Origin of the sequence: Citromicrobium bathyomarinum, from assembly GCF_038594485.1 — a bacterium.
GTDB classification, from domain to species: Bacteria; Pseudomonadota; Alphaproteobacteria; order Sphingomonadales; family Sphingomonadaceae; genus Alteriqipengyuania; species Alteriqipengyuania bathyomarina_A.
On sequence record NZ_JBCFZG010000004.1, the window covers coordinates 222,220 to 242,517 of the forward strand.

At 65.3% G+C, this 20,298-nt stretch carries 22 protein-coding genes; 18 read left to right on the forward strand and 4 right to left on the reverse strand.

Translation table 11 applies throughout. The features are described 5' to 3' along the window. Positions 1 to 27: 27 nt before the first annotated feature. On the reverse strand, positions 28 to 714 hold the full coding sequence (locus AAG591_RS06690; protein ID WP_342530294.1) for a hypothetical protein: 687 nt from the start codon (positions 712 to 714) through the stop codon (positions 28 to 30). Between the two features lie 152 nt (positions 715 to 866). On the opposite strand from AAG591_RS06690, the gene AAG591_RS06695 reads away from it, so the two are divergent. The 15 genes from AAG591_RS06695 (at position 867) to AAG591_RS06765 (ending at position 13,769) form a co-directional block, all read left to right on the forward strand. Continuing rightward, complete coding sequence (locus tag AAG591_RS06695; protein ID WP_342530296.1) at positions 867 to 1,802, forward strand: ribose-phosphate pyrophosphokinase; 936 nt, start codon at positions 867 to 869, stop codon at positions 1,800 to 1,802. Positions 1,803 to 1,806: 4 nt separating this feature from the next. After that, complete coding sequence (locus AAG591_RS06700; protein WP_342530298.1) at positions 1,807 to 2,622, forward strand: inositol monophosphatase family protein; 816 nt, start codon at positions 1,807 to 1,809, stop codon at positions 2,620 to 2,622. Continuing rightward, on the forward strand, positions 2,619 to 3,050 hold the full coding sequence (locus AAG591_RS06705) for a gamma-glutamylcyclotransferase family protein (protein ID WP_342531224.1): 432 nt from the start codon (positions 2,619 to 2,621) through the stop codon (positions 3,048 to 3,050). Before AAG591_RS06700 ends, AAG591_RS06705 begins: the two co-directional genes overlap by 4 nt. Positions 3,051 to 3,098: 48 nt before the next feature. Then, positions 3,099 to 3,857 (forward strand): SDR family NAD(P)-dependent oxidoreductase, encoded by a 759-nt coding sequence (locus AAG591_RS06710; RefSeq protein WP_342530299.1) that lies wholly within the window; start codon positions 3,099 to 3,101, stop codon positions 3,855 to 3,857. Between the two features lies 1 nt (position 3,858). Continuing rightward, entirely contained in the window at positions 3,859 to 4,593 is a 735-nt protein-coding gene (locus tag AAG591_RS06715; protein ID WP_342530301.1) for an SDR family oxidoreductase, read from the forward strand. 119 nt (positions 4,594 to 4,712) lie between these two features. Beyond that, positions 4,713 to 4,916 carry a 50S ribosomal protein L35 gene (rpmI, locus tag AAG591_RS06720; RefSeq protein WP_342530302.1) on the forward strand — a complete coding sequence of 68 codons (204 nt, stop codon included), beginning with the start codon at positions 4,713 to 4,715 and terminating at the stop codon, positions 4,914 to 4,916. Positions 4,917 to 4,970: 54 nt separating this feature from the next. Continuing rightward, on the forward strand, positions 4,971 to 5,330 hold the full coding sequence (gene rplT, locus AAG591_RS06725) for a 50S ribosomal protein L20 (protein ID WP_010239708.1): 360 nt from the start codon (positions 4,971 to 4,973) through the stop codon (positions 5,328 to 5,330). Between the two features lie 114 nt (positions 5,331 to 5,444). Beyond that, a complete protein-coding gene (locus AAG591_RS06730; protein ID WP_342530303.1) occupies positions 5,445 to 5,777 on the forward strand; it encodes a GIY-YIG nuclease family protein in 333 nt (110 codons plus the stop codon). A gap of 40 nt (positions 5,778 to 5,817) precedes the next feature. After that, positions 5,818 to 6,927, forward strand: a complete 1,110-nt coding sequence (gene pheS / locus AAG591_RS06735) for a phenylalanine--tRNA ligase subunit alpha (protein WP_342530306.1) — start codon at positions 5,818 to 5,820, stop codon at positions 6,925 to 6,927. Then, on the forward strand, positions 6,924 to 9,311 hold the full coding sequence (gene pheT, locus AAG591_RS06740; protein ID WP_342530308.1) for a phenylalanine--tRNA ligase subunit beta: 2,388 nt from the start codon (positions 6,924 to 6,926) through the stop codon (positions 9,309 to 9,311). Before pheS ends, pheT begins: the two co-directional genes overlap by 4 nt. Next, positions 9,308 to 9,706: a hypothetical protein gene (locus tag AAG591_RS06745; protein WP_342530310.1), complete on the forward strand. Its 399-nt coding sequence runs from the start codon at positions 9,308 to 9,310 to the stop codon at positions 9,704 to 9,706. Before pheT ends, AAG591_RS06745 begins: the two co-directional genes overlap by 4 nt. Next, complete coding sequence (locus tag AAG591_RS06750; RefSeq protein ID WP_342530313.1) at positions 9,703 to 10,449, forward strand: SDR family NAD(P)-dependent oxidoreductase; 747 nt, start codon at positions 9,703 to 9,705, stop codon at positions 10,447 to 10,449. The genes AAG591_RS06745 and AAG591_RS06750 overlap by 4 nt, the downstream gene beginning before the upstream one ends. Before the next feature lie 114 nt (positions 10,450 to 10,563). Continuing rightward, on the forward strand, positions 10,564 to 12,126 hold the full coding sequence (locus AAG591_RS06755) for a peptide chain release factor 3 (RefSeq protein WP_342530314.1): 1,563 nt from the start codon (positions 10,564 to 10,566) through the stop codon (positions 12,124 to 12,126). 66 nt (positions 12,127 to 12,192) lie between these two features. Further along, positions 12,193 to 12,762, forward strand: coding sequence for a pyridoxamine 5'-phosphate oxidase family protein (locus AAG591_RS06760; protein ID WP_342530316.1), 570 nt, complete (start codon positions 12,193 to 12,195; stop codon positions 12,760 to 12,762). Between the two features lie 119 nt (positions 12,763 to 12,881). Next, positions 12,882 to 13,769 carry a hypothetical protein gene (locus tag AAG591_RS06765; RefSeq protein WP_342530319.1) on the forward strand — a complete coding sequence of 296 codons (888 nt, stop codon included), beginning with the start codon at positions 12,882 to 12,884 and terminating at the stop codon, positions 13,767 to 13,769. 25 nt (positions 13,770 to 13,794) lie between these two features. On the opposite strand, the gene AAG591_RS06770 is transcribed toward AAG591_RS06765, so the two are convergent. Genes AAG591_RS06770 through AAG591_RS06780 form a run of 3 tightly spaced genes read right to left on the reverse strand, consistent with a single transcriptional unit; the run spans position 13,795 to position 16,804 of the window. Next, the gene (locus AAG591_RS06770) at positions 13,795 to 15,387 is read right to left on the reverse strand and encodes a GMC family oxidoreductase (protein ID WP_342530320.1); all 1,593 of its coding nucleotides are present in this window, start codon (positions 15,385 to 15,387) and stop codon (positions 13,795 to 13,797) included. Positions 15,388 to 15,420: 33 nt separating this feature from the next. Continuing rightward, positions 15,421 to 16,398 (reverse strand): sterol desaturase family protein, encoded by a 978-nt coding sequence (locus AAG591_RS06775; protein WP_342530323.1) that lies wholly within the window; start codon positions 16,396 to 16,398, stop codon positions 15,421 to 15,423. After that, positions 16,391 to 16,804, reverse strand: coding sequence for a hypothetical protein (locus tag AAG591_RS06780; RefSeq protein ID WP_342530324.1), 414 nt, complete (start codon positions 16,802 to 16,804; stop codon positions 16,391 to 16,393). Before AAG591_RS06780 ends, AAG591_RS06775 begins: the two co-directional genes overlap by 8 nt. A 387-nt stretch (positions 16,805 to 17,191) precedes the next feature. Here AAG591_RS06780 and AAG591_RS06785 point away from each other — a divergent pair, with 387 nt between their 5' ends. The 3 genes from AAG591_RS06785 to argF all read left to right on the forward strand — a co-directional run bounded on the left by AAG591_RS06785 (position 17,192) and on the right by argF (position 20,259). Continuing rightward, positions 17,192 to 17,998 (forward strand): cold-shock protein, encoded by an 807-nt coding sequence (locus tag AAG591_RS06785; protein WP_342530325.1) that lies wholly within the window; start codon positions 17,192 to 17,194, stop codon positions 17,996 to 17,998. A gap of 138 nt (positions 17,999 to 18,136) precedes the next feature. Continuing rightward, on the forward strand, positions 18,137 to 19,330 hold the full coding sequence (locus AAG591_RS06790; RefSeq protein WP_342530326.1) for an aspartate aminotransferase family protein: 1,194 nt from the start codon (positions 18,137 to 18,139) through the stop codon (positions 19,328 to 19,330). Then, complete coding sequence (argF, locus tag AAG591_RS06795) at positions 19,330 to 20,259, forward strand: ornithine carbamoyltransferase (protein ID WP_342530327.1); 930 nt, start codon at positions 19,330 to 19,332, stop codon at positions 20,257 to 20,259. Before AAG591_RS06790 ends, argF begins: the two co-directional genes overlap by 1 nt. Positions 20,260 to 20,298: the final 39 nt, after the last annotated feature.

The window sequence follows — 20,298 nt, forward strand, 5'->3', positions numbered from 1 at the left end:
CTTTTTGGAACGACGGTCTTCGCACCTTCAAATGGCACGCGGTACATCCAGATCCTCCCCGTTTTCGGCGAAGCCGCAAATGGGGAGGTGGCAGACGCCGTCAGGCGGCTGACGGAGGGGCGGCGATCCAAGTTCCCCTCCACCCCGACACCTGCGGCGTCGCGGTCCCCCTTCCCATTCGGCTTCGCAAAACGGGGAGGATCGCGGTGTCGTGACACACCGACAGGGGGTGTTAGAGAAACTCGCTCCGCTCTCACCCGAGTCCGCAGGCAGGCAATCGCGCACCGCCGAACCGGTCCGCCGCGCCAGCCGCAGAAGCGCCGAAATGTCCGGCTTTTCGCGAATCCCGACCAGCCGTCCGCGATAGATGACCGGCTGGAGCACCGGCGTCTCGACACGCCCTACCAACTCCGCATCTGTCACCTTCCGGAAATCCTCGCGAGCATCGTCGCAGCGCCCCGAACCGGGCGGCGTCAGCACCCGGTCCCACGCATGGGCGAAGGACTGCGCATCGGCCCGCTCTCGCAGGCGGTAGGCGCTCGCCCGGCTCATCCCGACGCGTCGCGCCGCCGCCGCAACCGATCCGGTCAGATAGAGCTGCACGAGAAAGGCGCACTGGCGCGCCCCGCTCCACCCGTCGCGCCGCGCGCGCAGCGGCACGGGACGGAACCAGCCGGGGCGGCGGCGCGAATTGTGGGCAAGGGGCTTCGCCATCGACCATTCTAAGCCACGAACGGGCGCAAGTAGGAAAGGCCTTTGCGTGCGCGAGCCTGTGCTCGCACGCGAACCACACGTTGCAATCGTGTGACCGTCGGTTTAGCCGCCGAAGCGATCCCGCACCGCCCGCAACAAGGACCGCCTCCCTTATGAAACTGATGGCCGGCAATTCGAACCTGCCCCTCGCCCGTGCGATCGCAGGCTACCTCGAAATTCCGCTCACCGATGCGAGCGTGCGGCGCTTCGCCGACGAGGAAGTCTTCGTCGAGATTCACGAGAACGTGCGCGGCGAAGACGTGTTCGTGCTCCAGTCGACCAGCTTCCCGGCGAACGACAATCTGATGGAACTGCTGATCTGCATCGATGCGTTGAAGCGCGCATCGGCCCGCCGGATCACCGCAGTGGTCCCCTATTTCGGCTATGCCCGGCAGGACCGAAAGCCCGGCCCGCGCACGCCCATCAGCGCCAAACTGGTCGCCAACCTCATCACGCAGGCCGGTGCCGACCGCGTGCTGGCGGTCGACCTGCACGCCGGCCAGATCCAGGGCTTCTTCGACATCCCGACCGACAACCTGTTTGCCGCGCCGGTGATGGCGGCCGATATCCAGGCGTGTTACGGCGACAAGGACCTGATGGTCGTGTCGCCCGATGTCGGCGGCGTGGTCCGCGCGCGAGCGCTCGCCAAGCGGCTCGACAATGCGCCGCTCGCCATCGTCGACAAGCGCCGCGACCGGCCCGGCGAATCGGAAGTGATGAACATCATCGGCGAGGTGAAGGGCCGCCATTGCGTGCTGATCGACGACATCGTCGATTCGGGCGGCACGCTGTGTAACGCCGCCGACGCGCTGCTCGATCAGGGCGCGGCATCGGTGGCCGCCTACATCACCCACGGCGTGCTCTCGGGCGCGGCGGTCGCCCGCGTCGACGGTTCGCAGCTGACCGAACTGGTGGTGACCGATACGATCCCGCCCGCCGAAGCCGCCAAGGAAGCCAAGCGCATCCGCTACCTCACCATCGCCCCGCTGATCGGCGAGGCGGTGCGGCGCATTGCGGACGAAAGCTCGGTCTCGAGCCTGTTCGACTAGTCGCATGAAACTCGACGACGAACTGGCGGTTGCGCATCGTCTGGCCGATGCAGCGCGCGAGGCGATCCGGCCGCATTTCCGCAGCGTCTCTCCGGAATTCAAAGGCGATGCCTCGCCCGTGACCATCGCCGACCGCGAGGCGGAGGATGCGATGCGCGCGATCCTGATGTCCGAATATGCGCAGGACGGGATCGTCGGCGAGGAGTATCCCGAGCACGAGGGCCGCTCTGGCCGGCAATGGGTGCTCGACCCCATCGACGGTACGATCAGTTTCATCGCCGGGCGTCCGATCTTCGGCACGCTGATTGCGCTGATGCAGGACGGCTGGCCGGTGCTCGGCATTATCGACCAGCCGATCATCGGCGAACGCTGGGTTGGGCGAATCGGCATGCCGACGACGCTCAACGGCAAGGAGGTCAGCACGCGGTCTTGCAAAAGCCTCGACGTGGCGACCCTGGCGACCAGCAGCCCCCACTATTTCGACGAGGCTTCGGCAGACGGTTACATGAAGCTGGCCCATGCGGTCGGCGGCAACAAGCGGCAGGGCATGATCGTCTATGGCGGCGATTGCTACAATTACGGCCTGCTCGCGGGCGGACATCTCGACATCGTGTGCGAATCGGGCCTCAGCGTCTATGATTACGCCGCGCTGGTGCCGGTGGTCGAGGGCGCGGGCGGGACCATGTCCGACTGGCAGGGCAACCCGCTCGACGCGCAAAGCGACGGCACGGTGATCGCGCTGGGCGACCCGGCGCGGCTGGAAGATGTGCTGGAGGCGCTGGGCGGACATTCGCACGATCCGGCAGGGCACAGGCACTGACGCGCCTCTTCGTCTATGGCGTGCTGATCCGCGAACTGGCGAAGGGCCGCGCGGCCGAACTGATCGCGCCGTTAGAAGAAGGACGGCGCGCGAGCGTGGAAGGCACTCTCTATGCGCTGCGCGGCGGAGATGGCGGGTGGTATCCGATCCTGCTGCCCGGCGAATCGGGCAAGGTTCACGGCATGCTCCACGATGCGAGCGGCGTAGACTGGCCTGCAATGGATGCATTCGAGGATGCACAGGGCCAGCCCGACGACGAATATGCCCGCCGCGAAGTACCGGTGACGCTTGCCGACGGGACCACGACCGATGCCTTCGCCTATTGTTATGTGCGCGCCATACCCCACGAGGCCGAGCCGATCCCGGGCGGGGATTTCGGCGCATGGCTGCGGGAAACCGATCGCAAACCTTTCGAGGCGCGCGAATAAGCCCCGGAACTCACGGCACTTTTCGTCCGCGCCGTGCGTTGCGGAGCCATGACCCAGAAAACCATCTTCATCACCGGCATCGGCAACGGCATCGGCCGCGCCCTCGCCGTCTTCTACACACAGCTCGGCTGGCGGGTCGCGGGGCTCGACCCCGACGACGAGGCGCTGACCGAACTGCGCGAGGGGCTCGACGGCGAACTGCTGCTCATTCCCGGCGATGCCGGGCGCGAGGCGGATGTGATCGACACCGCAGACCGCCTGTCCGAATGGCTCGACGGTGCACCGCTTACCTGCCTCGTCAACAACGCCGGAATAGCGGACCCCTATGCGGGGCCGATGGAAGACCTGTCGCTCGCCGATTTCCAGAGCTGGATCGACGCCAGCCTGACGGCCGCCTTCCTGTGCAGCCGATCCTGCCTGCCGTTCCTGCGGCGCGGCGAGGGTGGGTCGATCGTCAACATCTCTTCCACCCGCGCGGTGATGAGCGAGCCCGATTGCTTCGGCTATGCAGCGGCCAAGGGCGGGCTCGACGCTCTGACCCATGCGATGGCGGTCTCGCTCGGCCCGGACATTCGCGTCAACGCGATCCGCCCCGGCTGGATCGAGACGCGCAACTGGCAGAAGGAAGGGGCCCGCGAAAAGGTCGAACACCGCGCGCAGGACAAGGCGCAGCACCCGGCGGGCCGCGTCGGGCGACCGGCGGACATCGCCGACACGGTGCACTGGCTGATCGGCGCAGGCTTCGTCACCGGGCAGGCGATCAACGTCGATGGTGGCATGACGGTGAAGATGATTTACGAGGACTGACATGAACGCGGGGGGGCATCTCGATCTGACCGGCAAGACGGCGCTTGTAACCGGCGCGGCACGAGGGCTGGGCCGGGCGATCGCGCTGCGGCTGGCGCAGAACGGTGCGCGGGTCTTCGTGTCGGGTCGCAACGAATCGGCGTTGCGCGACGTTGGTGGCGGGACGCAGCCGCTGGTCTTCGACCTCGATGACGAAACCGCGTGCGCCGCTGCGCTGGAGCACGTCGGCGGGATCGATATCCTGGTGAACAATGCCGGCATGCGCGACCGCCGGGCTGTGGCGGAGCTGCCGCGAGAGGCCTTTTCCGCAATGCTGGAGACCAACCTCGCTGCGCCTTACGATCTTGCGCGCAGGGTGGCGCCGCACATGATCGCGGCTGGCTGGGGCCGAATCGTCAATGTGACTTCCATTGCGGGCCAGATCGCGCGCGGCGATGTCGCCTATACCGCAAGCAAGGGCGGGCTCGACGCGCTGACCCGCGCGCTCGCGGCGGAGCTTGGCCCGCACGGCATCACGGTCAACGCGGTCGCGCCGGGATACTTCGCGACCGAAACCAATGCCGAGATGGTCGCCGATCCCGAGATTGCCGCACATCTGCAACGCCGCACATCGCTCGGCCGCTGGGGCCAGCCGGAGGAGATCGCGGGCGCGGTCGCCTTCCTTGCTTCGCCCGACGCGGGCTACATCACCGGGCAGGTGCTGGCGGTCGACGGCGGCTACCTCGCGCACTTCTGACTTGCTTTTGCGCGCCAAATCGCTAGATCGCGCGCCTTCACCGACACGTATTTCACCGCCGGCCTGGCCGTAAGGGCTGCCAGGGCTGGTTCGGACGTGTCTCTGTAAAGGAGATGAAAATGCCCAAGATGAAGACCAAGAGCGGTGTGAAGAAGCGCTTCAAGTTCACCGCAACCGGCAAGGTCAAGCATGGTGTCGTCGGCAAGCGCCACCGCCTGATGAGCCACAACGCGAAGTATATCCGCCAGAACCGTGGCACCGACGTGCTTTCCAAGTCGGATGTCGACCACGTGAAAAAGTGGGCCCCGTACGGCCTGAAGTGATCGCTGGAGGGCCCGGGCCCTCGCGTCATCTGACTTTCTGAAAGGATATACGAAATGCCTCGCATCAAACGCGGCGTCACCACGCGCCAGAAGCACAAGCGGCTGCTAGACCAGGCGAAGGGCTATCGCGGCCGTCGCAAGAACACGATTCGCGTTGCCCGTCAGGCGGTCGAAAAGGCCGGCCAGTACGCCTATCGCGACCGCAAGGTTAAGAAGCGCAACTTCCGCGCGCTGTGGATCCAGCGCATCAACGCGGCTGTCCGCGCCGAAGGCCTGACCTATTCGCAGTTCATGCACGGCACCAAGCTGGCCGGCATCGAGCTGGACCGCAAGGTGATGGCCGACCTCGCCATGAACGAGGAAGCGGCCTTCAAGGCGATCATCAAGCAGGCCAAGGACGCGCTTCCGGCGTAACCGCAGCCGAACTGCTTGAAGAAACAAGGGCGCCAGGCATTGCTTCGGCGCCCTTTTTCTTTGTCCTGTGCCGTCATCCCTGCGAAGGCAGGGACCCAACTCCAAGGGGGGCGGATGGCACGCGATTTCCAGCCGACGGTCTATCTTCTCGCCTCGCGCCGCAACGGCACGCTCTATGTCGGCGTCACGTCGGACCTGGTCAAACGCATGGCCGAGCACCGCGACGGGTTGATTGAAGGGTTCACGAAAGACTACGGCGTCAATCGCCTCGTCTGGTTCGAACAGCACGCCACGATGGACGCAGCGATCCTGCGCGAGAAAAGGATCAAGAAATGGAAGCGCGAATGGAAGATCAATCTCATTCGCGAACAAAATGCCGACTGGCGCGATCTGGCGGTCGAACTGGGCTTCGCAATGTTGCCGCCGATCGTGTCAAACCGGTCTTGAACGATGGAGATGGGTTCCTGCCTGCGCAGGAATGACGATAATGGCTGACAGCACCGAACACGAAGCACAAGTTACGCAGACGCTGGAGCGGCTGCATGCCGCGGGCGATCTCGACACTCTCGAGGCGATCCGGGTGGAGGCGCTGGGCAAGCAGGGCTGGCTCAACGCGCTGATGAAGACGCTGGGCAAGATGAGCCCCGAGGAACGCCAGACCGAAGGGCCGCGCCTGCAGGGGATGCGCGCGCGCGTTGCCGACGCGATCGAGGATCGCAAGGCGGTGCTCGAAGCCGCGGCGCTCGAAGCGAAGCTGGCGACCGAAGTTCTCGACCTGACGCTGCCCGCGCCGCAAACGCCGCAAGGATCGGTCCACCCGGTCAGCCAGGTGATGGACGAGCTGGCGGAAATCTTCGCCGATCTCGGCTTCGCGGTCGCCACCGGGCCGGAGATCGAGGACGAGTGGCACAATTTCACCGCGCTCAACATGGCGGAAACGCACCCGGCGCGCGCGGAAATGGACACCTTCTATTTCCCCGAACGCGATGCGGACGGAAACCGCATGCTGCTGCGCACGCACACTTCGCCGGTGCAGATCCGCACGATGGTGGGTGAGGGCGCGCCGGTGCGGATCATCGCGCCGGGCCGGACCTATCGGTCGGACAGCGATGCGACGCACACGCCGATGTTCCACCAGATCGAAGGACTCGCGATCGACCGCGACATCCATCTGGGCCATCTCAAATGGACGCTGGAGACCTTCCTCAAGGCGTTCTTCGAGCGTGACGATATCGTCCTGCGCCTGCGCCCGTCCTACTTCCCCTTCACCGAGCCTTCGGTCGAGGTCGATGTCGGCTACTCCAACGAAGGCGGCCGCCGCGTGGTCGGCGGCCACGGCGATGCCGAAGGCCATGCGTGGATGGAGCTGCTCGGCAGCGGCATGGTCAACCCGCGGGTGATTGCAGCTGCCGGGCTCGACCCCGATGAATATCAGGGCTTTGCCTTTGGCTGTGGGATCGACCGCCTTGCCATGCTCAAATACGGAATGAACGACTTGCGTGCCTTCTTCGATGGCGACGCCCGCTGGCTGTCGCACTACGGCTTCTCGCCCTTCGACCAACCGACGCTTTCGGGCGGTGTGGGAGCGCGCGCATGAAGTTCTCGATCGAATGGCTGAAGTATTTCCTCGAAACCGATGCCTCGGTGCAGGAGATTGCCGACACGCTGAACGCAATCGGCCACGAGGTGGAGGGGATCGAGGATCCGGCGGACAAACTCGCCGGGTTCACCGTTGCCGAAGTGCTCACCGCCGGGCCGCACCCCGATGCCGACAAGCTGCAGGTGCTCTCCGTCTCCACCGGTGAGGGCGAGCCTTTGCAGGTCGTGTGCGGTGCGCCCAATGCGCGCGCGGGGATGAAGGGCGTGCTGGGCCTGCCCGGCGCGGTCGTGCCTGCGAACGGCATGGAGCTGAAGAAGTCCAAGATTCGCGGCGTCGAATCGAACGGCATGATGTGTTCGGTCCGCGAGCTGGAGCTGGGCGAGGAACACGACGGCATTATCGAGCTGCCCGCCGATGCCCCGGTCGGCGCGAGCTTTGCCGAATATCACACCGCCTCGCCGATCATCGACGTGGCGATCACCCCCGACCGGCCCGATTGCATGGGCGTGATGGGCATTGCGCGCGATCTGGCGGCGGCGGGCCTGGGTACGTTCAAGCCGGTCGAGGCGGACGAGATCGCGGGCGAAGGCGCCTGCCCGGTCGAGATCCGCACCGACGATGCCGAGGGCTGCCCCGCCTTCTACGGCCGCGTGATCCGCGGCGTGAGCAACGGTGCTAGCCCCGAGTGGATGCAGCGTCGTCTGAAGGCGGCGGGCCAGCGGCCTATCTCGGCATTGGTCGATTGCACCAACTACCTGATGCTTTCCTTCGGGCGGCCTGCGCATGTCTACGATCTTGCCAAGCTCACCGGCCCGGTGGTTGCCCGCCGCGCGAAGGACGGCGAGCAGATCGAGGCGCTGAACGAGAAGACCTACACGCTCGACGACACGATGACCGTGATCGCCGACGATGCGGGCGTGCACGACGTCGCGGGGATCATGGGCGGCGAGCATTCGGGTGCGACCGAAGCCACCACCGACGTGCTGCTCGAAATCGCGTATTTCGATCCGGCGCGGATCGGCGTCACCGGCCGCAAGCTGGGCCTGACGAGCGATGCGCGCACCCGGTTCGAGCGCGGCGTGGACCCCGAATTCCTCGACGAAGGCCTCGCGATCCTGACCTCGCTGATCGTTAAGACCTGCGGCGGTACGCCCACCGAAGTGGTGCGCGCAGGCCAGCCGCCGGTCGAGCCCAAGGTCGTCCAGTTCGATCCGGCACGCACGGCAAAGCTTGGCGGCGTCGAGGTGCCGGAAGACCGCCAGCGCGCGATCCTGACCGCGCTCGATTTCAAGGTGGCCGACGACTGGACCGTCACCTGCCCGCCGCGCCGTCACGACATCGAAGGCCCTGCCGATCTGGTCGAGGAAGTCGTCCGGATCGAAGGGCTCGACAAGGTCGCCAGCGTCCCGCTGACCCGCGCGCCCGGCGTCGCCAGGCCGACCGCCACGCCCGAGCAGCTGGTCCAGCGCAAGCTGCGCCGTGCGGCGGCTTCACGCGGTCTGCACGAAGCGGTGACGTGGAGCTTCCTGCCCGTTCCGGAGGCCGAGCATTTCGCCGACGGGGCCGATCTTTGGGTGCTCGACAACCCGATCAGCGAAGACCTCAAGGCCATGCGCCCCTCGCTGCTGCCGGGCCTGCTCACCGCGGCCAAGCGGGCGGCGGATCGCGGCGCGGCAGGTGCGCGGCTGTTCGAGATCGGGCGGCGCTATTTCCGTGGGGAAGGCGGCCATAGCGACGAACGCGCGACGCTGGGCCTCGTGCTCGCGGGCGAGAAGACGCCGCGTGGCTGGGCGACTGGCAAGGCGCAGGGGTTCGACGCCTATGATGCCAAGGCCGAAGCGCTCGCGCTGCTCGAAGCCGCCGGTGCGCCGGTCGACAACCTGATGGTGATGGGGGAAGCTGGACCGCAGTTCCACCCCGGCCAGTCGGCGACGCTGCGGCTCGGCCCGAAGAAGGTGCTCGCCCGCTTCGGCGCGCTGCATCCCGCCACGCTCAAGTCGTTCGATATCGACGGGCCGGTGGTCGCAGCGGAGATCTTCCTCGACGCGATCCCGGCGAAGAAGAACGCCGAATTCGCCCGCTCGACCTACAGCCCGCTTGCGCTCCAGCCGGTGACGCGCGACTTCGCCTTCCTGGTCGATAGCTCGCTGCCTGCGGGCGATCTGGTCAAGGCGGTGCGCGGCGCGGACAAGGCGCGGATCGTCGATGCACGCATCTTCGACCGGTTCGACGGGCAGGGCGTGCCCGAGGGCAAGACCTCGCTCGCGCTCGAAGTCACGCTCCAGCCGGGCGAGAAGAGCTTCACCGATGAAGAGCTGAAAGCGATTTCCGATGCGGTCGTGAAGGCGGCGACGAAAACCGGAGCGGAGTTGCGCGCATGAAGGTGCTCTTGGCGACCGCGCTGCTGATGGTCGTACCGTGTGGCGCTACGAATGCGGAAGAGCCAACAGATAGCGTGTCGGTATGTGAGCTTGAATCCCGCCAAGATGAACTGCTCGGCAGGGAGCTCTTGGTCCGGGGTTACATCTACAATGACGCGCACGGCATGTATGCCTCGGGTAATAATTGCCCGGAGGCGTACGTCTGGGTAGTTCTCGACAACCCTGACGTCTCAAAAGAGCTTCTTTCGATCAGCGTCCGCGACATTGTTGATCACTATGAAGAAGTGAAATTCCGAGCACGCTTGGCCTTCAACGACTATCGGCTTCCGCTCACAAGCCACGTATCGCCACGTATCTCACTGGAATTTATTTCCTCGAAGGTTGAAGCAGAATGAAAACCGCACTGATTACCGGAGCGACCGCAGGCATCGGTCAGGCCACCGCGCGCACTCTCGCCGCCAATGGCTGGCGCGTGATCGGCACCGGGCGGCGGCAGGAGCGGATCGATGCATTGGGCCAAGAGCTTGGCGCGGATCGCTTCCTCGGCCTCGTGTTCGACGTCCGCGATGCCGAGGCGCGTAACGCCGCGCTCGACGGCCTGCCCGATGATTGGTCGGATATCGACCTGCTGGTGAACAATGCGGGCCTCGCCGCAGGGCTCGACGCGGCGCAGGAGGCGGACCTTGCCGACTGGCACACGATGGTTGACACCAATGTCGTCGCGCTGCTGGGCCTCACGCGCAGGCTGCTGCCCGGCCTGATCGAGCGCAAGGGCGCGATCGTCAACATCGGCTCGGTCGCGGGCAGCTACATCTATCCCGGCGGGGCGGTCTATGCCGGGTCCAAGGCCTTCGTGAACCACTTCACGCTGGCGCTGCGCGCGGACCTGCACGGCACCGGCGTGCGCGCGACCAGTATCGAGCCGGGCATGGTCGAGACCGAATTCACCACCGTGCGCACCGGCAGCCAGGACAAGTCGGACGAGTTCTATGCGGGCGCGCACCCGATGACGGCCGAGGATATTGCCGAGACGATTCGCTGGGTCGCCGAACTGCCCGCGCATCTCAACGTCAACCGGCTGGAGATCATGCCGGTGACGCAGGACTTCGCGGGCTTCCGCGTGGCGCGGGATTCCTAGCAAGCTCCGTTCGCCCTGAGCCTGTCGAAGGGCTGCATTTTCTTCAGCGCAGCTCCCGAAGTGAAGGGCAGGGCTTCGACAAGCTCAGCCCGAACGGAAAGATAAGTAACGCCTATGACCTCCGAACGCCGTACCTTCGCGATCATTTCGCACCCCGACGCGGGTAAGACCACGCTGACCGAGAAGCTGCTGCTTCGCGGCGGCGCGATCCATCTTGCGGGCGAGGTCAAGGCGCGCGGAGCGGCGCGGCGGGCGCGGTCCGACTGGATGAGTATCGAGCAGCAGCGCGGTATATCGGTCACGTCCTCGGTGATGACCTTCGAGCGGAACGGGATCACCTTCAACCTGCTCGACACGCCGGGGCACGAGGATTTCTCCGAAGACACTTACCGCACGCTGACCGCGGTCGATTCGGCGATCATGGTGCTCGACGCGGCGGCGGGTATCGAGGCGCAGACCTTGAAGCTGTTCGAGGTCTGCCGGTTGCGCAGCGTGCCGATCATCACCTTCATCAACAAGATCGACCGCGAAGGGCGCGAGCCGTTCGAGCTGCTCGACGAGATTGCCGAAAAGCTCGCGCTCGACACCGCGCCGATGAGCTGGCCGGTCGGCATGGGCGGGCTGTTCGAAGGCGTCTACGACTTCGAGGAGAACGAGCTGTATCTGCCCGAAGGCGACAGCAAGGAATTCCAGGGCAAGACCGTGAAGGTCGACGGGCCCGAAGACGCAAAGCTCGCCGAATATCTCTCCGCCGATGGCGTTGCGCGGGTGGCCGAGGAAGGGCTGCTGGCGCGCGAGGGCTATGCCCCGTTCGATTTCGAGGCCTATCGCAATGGCGACCTGACGCCGGTTTATTTCGGCTCCGCGCTCAAGGAATTCGGCGTCACCGCGATCATCGATGCGATCGCCAAATACGCACCCGCCCCGCGCCCGCAGCCGACCGACGAGGGCGAGATTGCGCCGGACCGCGACGAAGTCACCGGCTTCATCTTCAAGGTGCAGGCCAATATGGACCCCAACCACCGCGACCGGATCGCCTTCATGCGGCAGGTTTCGGGCACCTTCAAACGCGGCATGAAGCTGACGCCGAGCGGGCTGGGCAAGCCGATCGCGGTGCATTCGCCGATCCTGTTCTTCGCGCAGGACCGCGAGATTGCCGACAATGCCTACCCCGGCGACATCATCGGCATCCCCAACCACGGCACGCTGCGCGTGGGCGATACGCTGAGCGAGAAGAACGAGGTGCGCTTCACCGGCCTGCCCAACTTCGCACCCGAAATCCTGCGCCGCGTGCAACTGAAAGACCCGACCAAGACCAAGCAGTTGAGGAAAGCGCTCGACGATCTCTCCGAAGAGGGCGTGATCCAGGTCTTCTACCCCGAGCTGGGCGCGCAGCACATCGTCGGCGTGGTGGGCCAGCTGCAACTCGAGGTGCTGATCTCGCGGTTGCAGGCCGAGTACAAGGTCGAGGCCGCGCTCGAGCCTGCACCCTTCGCGACCGCGCGCTGGGTGAAGGGCGAGGACAAGGCACTCGAGGAATTCGAGAAGTTCAACCGCGCCAACCTCGCCAAGGATCGCGACGGCGACATGGTGTTTCTCGCCAAGAGCCCGTGGGACGTGAACTACCAGGCGGAGAAGAACCCGGACCTGAAGTTCTCCGCGACCAAGGAACGGTAAAACCCACCCTGTCATTCCCGCCTTCGCGGGGGTGACGGCCAATGCGGCTTGCGGTAAATCTGCCCCATGGCCGACTTCTTCGACACGCTGACGGACAAGCACATCGCGATGATCGCGAAGCAGCCGGTCTTCTTCGTCGCCACCGCCGCGCCCGATGCGCGGATCAACCTCAGCCCCAAGGGTTACGACGCGTTTCGTGTGCTCGCGCCGAACGAGGTTGCCTATCTCGACCTTGGCGGTTCGGGAAACGAGACCCACGCGCATCTCGCAGCGGATGTCCATGAAAACGGGGGGCGCATCACGGTGATGTTCTGCAATTTCGAGCAGCCCGCGCTGATCCTGCGGATCTACGGTCGGGGCCGTCCGGTGCTGCCGCAGGATGCCGAATGGGACGCGCTGGCAGCGCATTTCACGCTGCTGCCCGGCACTCGGCAAATCTTCGTGATCGACGTGGAGAGCGTGCAGACCTCGTGCGGGTGGGGCGTTCCCTTCATGGAGTATCGCGAGGAACGGTCGACTTTGAAGAAGGCACACGCGCAGGCCGATCCCGCACAGTGGGAGGCCAAGATGGCGGGCCGTACCAGCAGCATCGACGGACTGCCCACGCGCGCCACCGATCGCTACATCGGCGGCTGACCCGGCCATCGCCGCTGGATCTTGCGGCGTAAATCCTGCCTTCAGCAAAGCAATGCTTCTGAATGTGGCAGGATCATGATATGGTTAACGCCATAGGCAATCATGAGGAGCCAACCTCAATGCGTTCGCTGTTTCTCGCACTTTCTCTCGCCATACTTGGGGTTGCGCCAGCGGCGGCCCAGGTGGTGGTTCCGGCTGCCGATGAAGGCCTGCCGGACGATTTCCACGGCAAGGTCCAGTATTTCGGCAACCACAGCGGGGAGGTACGGGCGACCGTTCCCGGAACCCCGCGCCGCACCGATACCACCTGTCCGAAGCGCGAAGGCGGTTGCCCCGAACTGATCGGCGGCAGCTTCCAGGCCGAGCTGGAGTTCGATGGCGACATCGTGCGCGGCCAGTATCGCGGCACAGGCGGGATGCGCCCGTCGACCCTGATCGGCCGCCGCAGCGGTGCCAATTGCCGCCTGTTTGACACCACCGACGGTTCCGTGTGGAGCGGCCGATGCGACCGCGAAGCCTTCATCGGCTCGGTCCGCAGCGTGCCCAATGCACCCGAACAGATCGAACTGGTGTTCGAAACGGTCGGAGTGAACACGGTCGATTTCTACCAGCGCGAGCGCGATCTGGAACTCGTCCGCGCCTATGACCGGCTGGGCGGTATCGTATTCGGCGATGGTGCCGGCGAAGCGCGGCTCGACGCGATCCTCGAGCTGCAGAGCTATTTCGTCGATCCGGGCAAGGCCTATCGTTCGGGAACGCTGCGCAATGTCGAGCGGCAGAGCGAGAAGAAGAACAGCCCGATCTACTCGGTTTACGGCGAATACACGCGCCGGGACGGGGCCAACGCATGGGCGCGCGCGCAATTCGAATACGACCGCTTCGTGTGTATCGAAACCTCGATCGAGCCCGGCTATTGCCGCACGATCGACCCGACCCCGCCCGAGATCGAGCCGACCGACGACATTTTCGCATCGCTTGGCCTGCCGGTCACGACGCAGGGCTCCTGAGACATGTAGTGGTGAGAGGGTGGCGCTAGGCCGCCCTCTCCGCCTGCATCACGAAATCGGCGCACCGCTCCCCGATCATGATCGAGGGGGCATTTGTGTTGCCCGAAACGATCTTGGGCATCACCGAAGCGTCGGCGATCCACAGGCCATCGATCCCGCGCGCCTTGAGCTTCGGGTCGACAACCGCCTCTTCATCCGATCCCATCCGGCAGGTGCCGACGGGGTGATAGACCGTGTCGGCGCGGGCCCGGATCATCGCGTCGAGCGCGGCATCGTCGTTGAGGTCGACCGGGTGCCTGTCGGTCAGTTCGTAGTCGGCCAGCGGCGGTGCCTCGGCAATGCGGTGCGACAGGCGCACGCCCGCACGCAGCACCGCCATGTCGCGATCATCGTCGAGGAAATTGGGATCGATTGCGGGCGCATCGCCAGCGTCGGGACCGGCGAGGCGCACGGTCCCGCGGCTTTCGGGGCGTAGCACGCAGGCGTGGAGAGAGACGCCGTGGCCGTTCACCTTCTCGCGCCCATGGTCTTCCAGCATCGCGGGTACGAAGTGCCACTGCACGTCGGGGCAGGGCGCATCGCTGCCCACCGTCCAGAACCCGCCCGCCTCGGCATAAGGGGTGGTCATCACGCCGGTGCGCTTGCGGCGATGTTCCAGAATCGCGCCGAGCATTCGCATCGTTCCTTCGCGGCTATTGCCGATCGGCACGCGGCTGGCGCTCTCCCAGCTCGAAACGTAGTCGATATGATCCTGCAGGTTGCTGCCGACCGCCGGGCGATCGATCGTAACGGGGATATCATGCGCCTGCAGGTGATTGCCCGGCCCGATGCCGGATAGCATCAGGATCTGCGGCGAATTGAACGCACCCGCCGACAGGATCACCCCGCGCCGCGCGTAGATCGTTTCGCGGTGGCGGCCCTTGCGGATCGCAACGCCGGTGACGCGACCACCCTCGATCACCAGTTTTTCGACCAGCGTCCTGGTGCGGATATCGAGATTTTCCTGATTGCGAATCGGTTCGACATAGGCGCGGGATGCGGACCAGCGTTCGCCCTTGCGCTGGGTCACCTGGTAGATGCCGAAGCCTGACTGCCGTTCGCCGTTGAAGTCCTGCGTCTGCGGCAGCTGCAAGGCGGCGGCACTGCTCACGAAGGCGCGGCTGGTTTCGTTGGTCCAGTGCTGGTCCGAAACGAACAGCGGCCCGCCTGCCCCGTGATATTCGTCTGCGCCGCGCTCGTTCGCCTCGGCCTTCATGAACCACGGCAGGACATCGTCGTACGCCCACCCGTCGCAGCCCATCGCTGCCCAGTTATCGTAATCCCACGCGTTGCCGCGGATGTAGATCATCGCGTTGATCGCGCTGGAGCCGCCCAGTCCCTTGCCGCGAGGCTGATATCCCGCGCGTCCGTTCAGACCCTTCTGCGGCACGGTTTCGTACCGATAGTTCTGCGAGTTGCGCAGGAACGGCATCATCCCGGGAGTCTTGACGGCAACGGTGTTGTTGCGACCACCCGCCTCGATCAGGCAGATGCTCCGCTGGCCACCGACCGCGAGCCGCCCGGTGACCGCGCAGCCTGCGCTGCCACCGCCGACGACGATGTAATCATATTGGTCCATCGGGTTCCTCTCCCCTATCCGTTTACGGAAAGGTTAGGCTGCCCGGCGCGGACCCGCAATCGGCTTTTCCCTTGTGCTCGGGCCAGGCTGTTCAGCAGATGGCTGCGTGCCGGCCCGATGCGCCTGCTCCTGCCGCGCTTCCCACCGTGCGCGAATCATGTCCGAAGTCTCGCGGCTGCCGTCGTGGCTCCAGCCCGGTTCGCGCAGGAGGTAGGAAAGCTTGTGCTTCCAGGGGCTGCGCCAGATGTCGCCCAGCATCCCGATCCATTCGTGGAACACCGCCCACAGCAGGTTGAAGCTGCCCAGCTGCTTGACGATGCCGTAGCGGATCGGTTCTTCGTCGTGCGGCCGCTCCGCCTCGAAGGTGCCGAACATCCTGTCCCACACGATGAACACGCCCGCGTAATTGCGGTCGAGATAGCGCGGGTTGGTTGCGTGGTGCACGCGGTGATGGCTGGGCGTGTTCATCACCGCTTCGAACCAGCGCGGCATCCTGTCGATCGCCTCGGTATGGATCCAGAACTGGTAGATCAGATTGAACCCTCCGCAGATCGCGATCATCACCGGATGGAAGCCGATAAGCACCAACGGCAGCGCGAAGACGAAGCCCAGCGTGAACGCGCCGGTCCAGGTTTGCCTGAGCGCGGTGCTCAGGTTGTAGTGCTGGCTGGAATGGTGGTTCACATGGCTTGCCCAGAACCACCGGCTGCGGTGGCCGAATCGGTGGACCCAGTAATATTTGAGATCGTCGAGAACGAAGCAAAGCGGCCACGCCCACCATGCCCATCCGATGGTGAAAAAGCGCACCTCGTAGGCGGCGAGGAACACCGCCAGTGCAAATCCGCCGAGCAGCAGCCCGGCAACCGTGCTGCCGAGCCCGAAGGCGAGGCTGACCAGCGTATCTTTCGGCTCGTAAGCCTGCGGCGCTTTCCAGCGTGCCCACAGCATCTCAGCCAGCACGAGCAGGACGAAGCCGGGAACAGCGTAATCGACGGGCGAAAAATCAGGCATCGGGCTGCTTGTGTAGCGCGTCGATGCGCAACGCCCAAGCCTGTGCTTCATCGCCAAGGTCGAGCGTGACGGGGCCGTAGCGCCGATCGGCAGGTGTGACGATCAGGGAATGGGTCTCGACCTGCGTAGCGCTGCCAGGTTCCAGCACACGCCCCGCGAATTGCGCGCCGTGGCCGCGCAGCACCATGATCCGGCCCGCCTTGTCCGCCACGATCGCGCCGTCACCATCGCGCGAGACCGCTGCTTCGACCGGATCGAAGCCGCTATCGGCCTCGCTGGCGAGCGCCATGGCGTGCTGCGCGCCCTCGATCCGCGTGGAGTGGCCGAGTTTGAGCGCCCACGCGATTCCGGCGAGAACGAGGATCGCGGCGAGCGAGCCGATCAGCTGGAGGGTTTGCCCTTCCATCCGTTCAGCGGCTCGCGCAGCGGCGCTGGGCAGGGGCGAAGCGTGCCGCGAATCGACGACCCGTTCCCTCCGGTGCGCGTTGGGCCCAGTCGCCGGGTGTCATTTGCCTCTCCATCGGCTGCGTGACATGCCGTCTGGTGTGCGAACGCGCAAGAAGAGGCGGGTCCTGGCATCTTCGAGATTGTCATATTTCTGCGGAATATGGGTGCACGTGCGATTTGGTTCGCGCTGGCCTGCGTTCTGCGGTATGGGTCACCGGTGCGTGGCGGGGGATTTGCGGCGAGAACGTCGATCGTTTGCCCGATAGCAATGCCGGTAAGTGGCCGTCCGCGCCTGCCGGTGTTTCGGTTTAAGGGCGGATGGAAGTAACAAGGTTTTTGGCGAGTTATGGGTTACGATAAAGGACGTCGGCGCGGTCGCGACAAGCGGGACAACATCGGCGAAGACGGTTTCGAGCCGTTTCCCGGGGGTGATTTCGGCGGGGGATTCCAGGATCGCGGCGGATTCGACGATCGCGGCGGCGGATACAACGACCGTGGTGGCTTTCAGGACCGTGGCGGATTCCAGGATCGCGGTGGCTTCCAGGATCGTGGCGGCGGCGGTGGTCGCGGCGGCTTCGGCGGCGGCGGCCCGCGTGGCGGCGGTGGCGGCGGCGGCGGTTTCAACCGCATGCCCGCGCAGGTCGTCGGCACCGGCAAGGGCCAGGTGAAATTCTTCAACGGCCAGAAGGGCTTCGGCTTCATCCAGCAGGAAGGCGGCGGAGACGACGTGTTCGTGCACATCAGTGCCGTCGAACGCGCCGGTCTCGAAGGCCTAGCCGAAGGGCAGGAGCTGGAATTCAACCTGGTCGATCGCGGCGGCAAGATCTCCGCGCAGGATCTGCAGGTGGTCGGCGACGTCATCCCCGTCACCGGCGGTGGCGCAGCTGCTCCCGGCGGCGATGCGGCAGGCGGCCCGCCCCGGCGTGAGCTGACCGGCGAGAAGGCGACCGGCACGGTCAAGTTCTTCAACGCGATGAAAGGCTTCGGCTTCCTCGTCCGCGATGACGGCCAGCCCGATGCCTTCGTCCACATCAGCGCGGTCGAGCGTTCGGGTCTTTCGCAGATCAACGAAGGCGAACGTTACGAGTTCGATCTCGAAGTCGACCGACGAGGCAAGTATTCGGCGGTCAACCTCGTTCCCGTACAGGAATGAGGTCGGTGACGGCGCGGGCCCGGATCATGAGTTTGACCCGGCCCGGCTGACGCAATAGATCGCCGGTCATTCGCGAATGGCGGTTCCCTCGCGGGGCCGCCATTTGTCGTTCCCCGGTTTGAATTTTTCGGAGTTGCCATGTCGATCCCCGCCCTGATGCCCGTCTATCCCCGCTGCGACGTCCGCCCCGTAAAGGGTGAACACTGCCACCTGATCGACGAGGACGGCACGCGTTATCTCGACTTCGCGAGCGGCATCGCGGTCAACCTGCTCGGCCACAGCCACGAAGGGCTGATCGGCGCGATCCAGAAGCAGGCGGAAACGCTGATGCATGTCTCCAACCTCTATGGCAGCCCGCAGGGCGAACGCCTCGCGCAGATGCTGGTCGACAAGACCTTCGCCGATACGGTGTTCTTCACCAATTCGGGTGCCGAGGCGGTCGAATGCGCGATCAAGACCGCGCGCGCGTTCCACCAGCACGAAGGCGGCGATCCGGCGCGCACCGAGCTGATTACCTTCACCAGCGCGTTCCACGGGCGCACGATGGCCACCATCAGCGCCTCCAACCAGGCGAAGATGCACCACGGCTTCCTGCCGCTGCTCGAAGGCTTCAAGTATTGCGAGTTCGACGATCTGGAAGCGGCGCGGGCGATGATCGGCCCCAAGACCGCCGGTTTCCTGGTCGAACCGATCCAGGGTGAGGGCGGCATTCGCCCCGCCAGCCAGGAATTCATGCAGGGCCTGCGCGATCTGGCCGACGAACACGGGCTGATGCTGGTGCTCGACGAGGTGCAGTGCGGCGTCGCCCGTACCGGCAAGCTCTACGCGCATGAGCTCTACGGCATCACGCCCGATATCGTCGCAACCGCGAAGGGAATCGGGGGCGGCTTCCCGCTGGGCGCATGCATGGCGACCGAACATGCCGCGCGCGGGATGACGTTCGGCACGCATGGCTCGACCTATGGTGGCAACCCGCTGGCGATGGCTGCAGGCACCGCGGTGATGGAAGCCGTCGCCAACGACGAATTTCTCGAGCATGTACGCGACACCGGCGCGCGGCTGAAAGCCAAGCTTGAACAGTTCATCGGCAATTATCCCGAACTGTTCGAACTGGTGCGCGGCGAAGGCCTGATGCTGGGCATCAAGATGAAGGTGGAAAGCCGCCCGTTCTTCCAGCACCTGCGCGACAAGCACCAGCTGCTGACCGTGGCGGCGGGCGACAACACGCTGCGCGTCCTTCCGCCGCTCGTCATCGGCGACGCCGAGATCGACGAGTTCTTCGACAAGCTTTCGGCGGGTGCGGCCGACTATGAAGTGCCGGACGCCAGCTGATGGGCACGCGCCATTTCCTCGACCTGTCGGACGCGGGCGGCGATGCGCTCGCCGCGATGCTGAACGACGCGATCGACCGCAAGGGTGCCCGCAAGGCCTGGCCTAAGGGCAAGGCGGACGCCGACGCGCCGCTGGCGGGCCACGTACTGGCGATGATCTTCGAGAAAAGCTCCACCCGCACGCGGGTCAGCTTCGACATCGCGATGCGCCAGCTTGGGGGTAGCGCGATCGTGATGGAAGGCGGCTCGATGCAGCTTGGCCGGGGGGAAAGCATCGCCGATACGGCGCGCGTGCTCAGCCGGATGGTCGATGCGATCATGATCCGCACCGATGATCACGCGAAGGTCGAGGAAATGGCCCGTTACGCCAGCGTGCCGGTAATCAACGGGCTGACCGACAAGTCGCACCCCTGCCAGATTGTCGCCGATCTTCTGACGGTCATCGAGCAGGGCAAGCCTTTGCCCGGGCTGGAATTGGCGTGGTTTGGCGATGGCAACAACGTGCTTCACTCGATCCTGGAAGCCGCCGGGATCTTCAAGTTCAACGTCCGGGTCGCGACCCCCGCAGGGTTCGAGCCCGACAGCGCCTTCGTCGATGCTGCGCGGTCTGCCGGTGCCACCATTACGCTGACGCAGGATGCGCAGGCGGCTGCGCGCGATGCCGATGTGATCGTCACCGATACCTGGGTCTCGATGGGTCAGGAGAATGTCGAGAACAAGCTGGGCGCGATGCAGCCCTACCGGGTCGACGATGCGCTGATGGCCCTGGCCAAGCCGGGGGCCGATTTCCTGCACTGCCTGCCCGCGCACGTCGGCGATGAGGTAACGCAAAGCGTGATCGACGGGCCGCAATCCTGCGTGTTCGACGAAGCGGAAAACCGCATTCACGCGCAGAAATCCGTGCTTCTATGGGCGCTCGGCAAGCTTTGATGCGGGCCGGCTCTTGGGGAGCGCGAAAGCGCCCCCATA

Excerpts from the sequence above, each read along its gene's own strand:
- AAG591_RS06715 (WP_342530301.1), top strand. The coding sequence starts at position 3,859 with ATGAACGCGGGGGGGCATCTCGATCTGACCGGCAAGACGGCGCTTGTA.
- AAG591_RS06690 (WP_342530294.1), bottom strand. The coding sequence starts at position 714 with ATGGCGAAGCCCCTTGCCCACAATTCGCGCCGCCGCCCCGGCTGGTTC.
- AAG591_RS06760 (WP_342530316.1), top strand. The coding sequence starts at position 12,193 with ATGGCCGACTTCTTCGACACGCTGACGGACAAGCACATCGCGATGATC.
- AAG591_RS06775 (WP_342530323.1), bottom strand. The coding sequence starts at position 16,398 with ATGCCTGATTTTTCGCCCGTCGATTACGCTGTTCCCGGCTTCGTCCTG.
- AAG591_RS06745 (WP_342530310.1), top strand. The coding sequence starts at position 9,308 with ATGAAGGTGCTCTTGGCGACCGCGCTGCTGATGGTCGTACCGTGTGGC.
- AAG591_RS06700 (WP_342530298.1), top strand. The coding sequence starts at position 1,807 with ATGAAACTCGACGACGAACTGGCGGTTGCGCATCGTCTGGCCGATGCA.
- AAG591_RS06765 (WP_342530319.1), top strand. The coding sequence starts at position 12,882 with ATGCGTTCGCTGTTTCTCGCACTTTCTCTCGCCATACTTGGGGTTGCG.
- AAG591_RS06770 (WP_342530320.1), bottom strand. The coding sequence starts at position 15,387 with ATGGACCAATATGATTACATCGTCGTCGGCGGTGGCAGCGCAGGCTGC.
- AAG591_RS06695 (WP_342530296.1), top strand. The coding sequence starts at position 867 with ATGAAACTGATGGCCGGCAATTCGAACCTGCCCCTCGCCCGTGCGATC.
- AAG591_RS06755 (WP_342530314.1), top strand. The coding sequence starts at position 10,564 with ATGACCTCCGAACGCCGTACCTTCGCGATCATTTCGCACCCCGACGCG.
- AAG591_RS06710 (WP_342530299.1), top strand. The coding sequence starts at position 3,099 with ATGACCCAGAAAACCATCTTCATCACCGGCATCGGCAACGGCATCGGC.
- pheT (WP_342530308.1), top strand. The coding sequence starts at position 6,924 with ATGAAGTTCTCGATCGAATGGCTGAAGTATTTCCTCGAAACCGATGCC.
- AAG591_RS06730 (WP_342530303.1), top strand. The coding sequence starts at position 5,445 with ATGGCACGCGATTTCCAGCCGACGGTCTATCTTCTCGCCTCGCGCCGC.
- argF (WP_342530327.1), top strand. The coding sequence starts at position 19,330 with ATGGGCACGCGCCATTTCCTCGACCTGTCGGACGCGGGCGGCGATGCG.
- AAG591_RS06785 (WP_342530325.1), top strand. The coding sequence starts at position 17,192 with ATGGGTTACGATAAAGGACGTCGGCGCGGTCGCGACAAGCGGGACAAC.
- AAG591_RS06750 (WP_342530313.1), top strand. The coding sequence starts at position 9,703 with ATGAAAACCGCACTGATTACCGGAGCGACCGCAGGCATCGGTCAGGCC.
- pheS (WP_342530306.1), top strand. The coding sequence starts at position 5,818 with ATGGCTGACAGCACCGAACACGAAGCACAAGTTACGCAGACGCTGGAG.
- AAG591_RS06790 (WP_342530326.1), top strand. The coding sequence starts at position 18,137 with ATGTCGATCCCCGCCCTGATGCCCGTCTATCCCCGCTGCGACGTCCGC.
- rplT (WP_010239708.1), top strand. The coding sequence starts at position 4,971 with ATGCCTCGCATCAAACGCGGCGTCACCACGCGCCAGAAGCACAAGCGG.
- rpmI (WP_342530302.1), top strand. The coding sequence starts at position 4,713 with ATGCCCAAGATGAAGACCAAGAGCGGTGTGAAGAAGCGCTTCAAGTTC.
- AAG591_RS06780 (WP_342530324.1), bottom strand. The coding sequence starts at position 16,804 with ATGGAAGGGCAAACCCTCCAGCTGATCGGCTCGCTCGCCGCGATCCTC.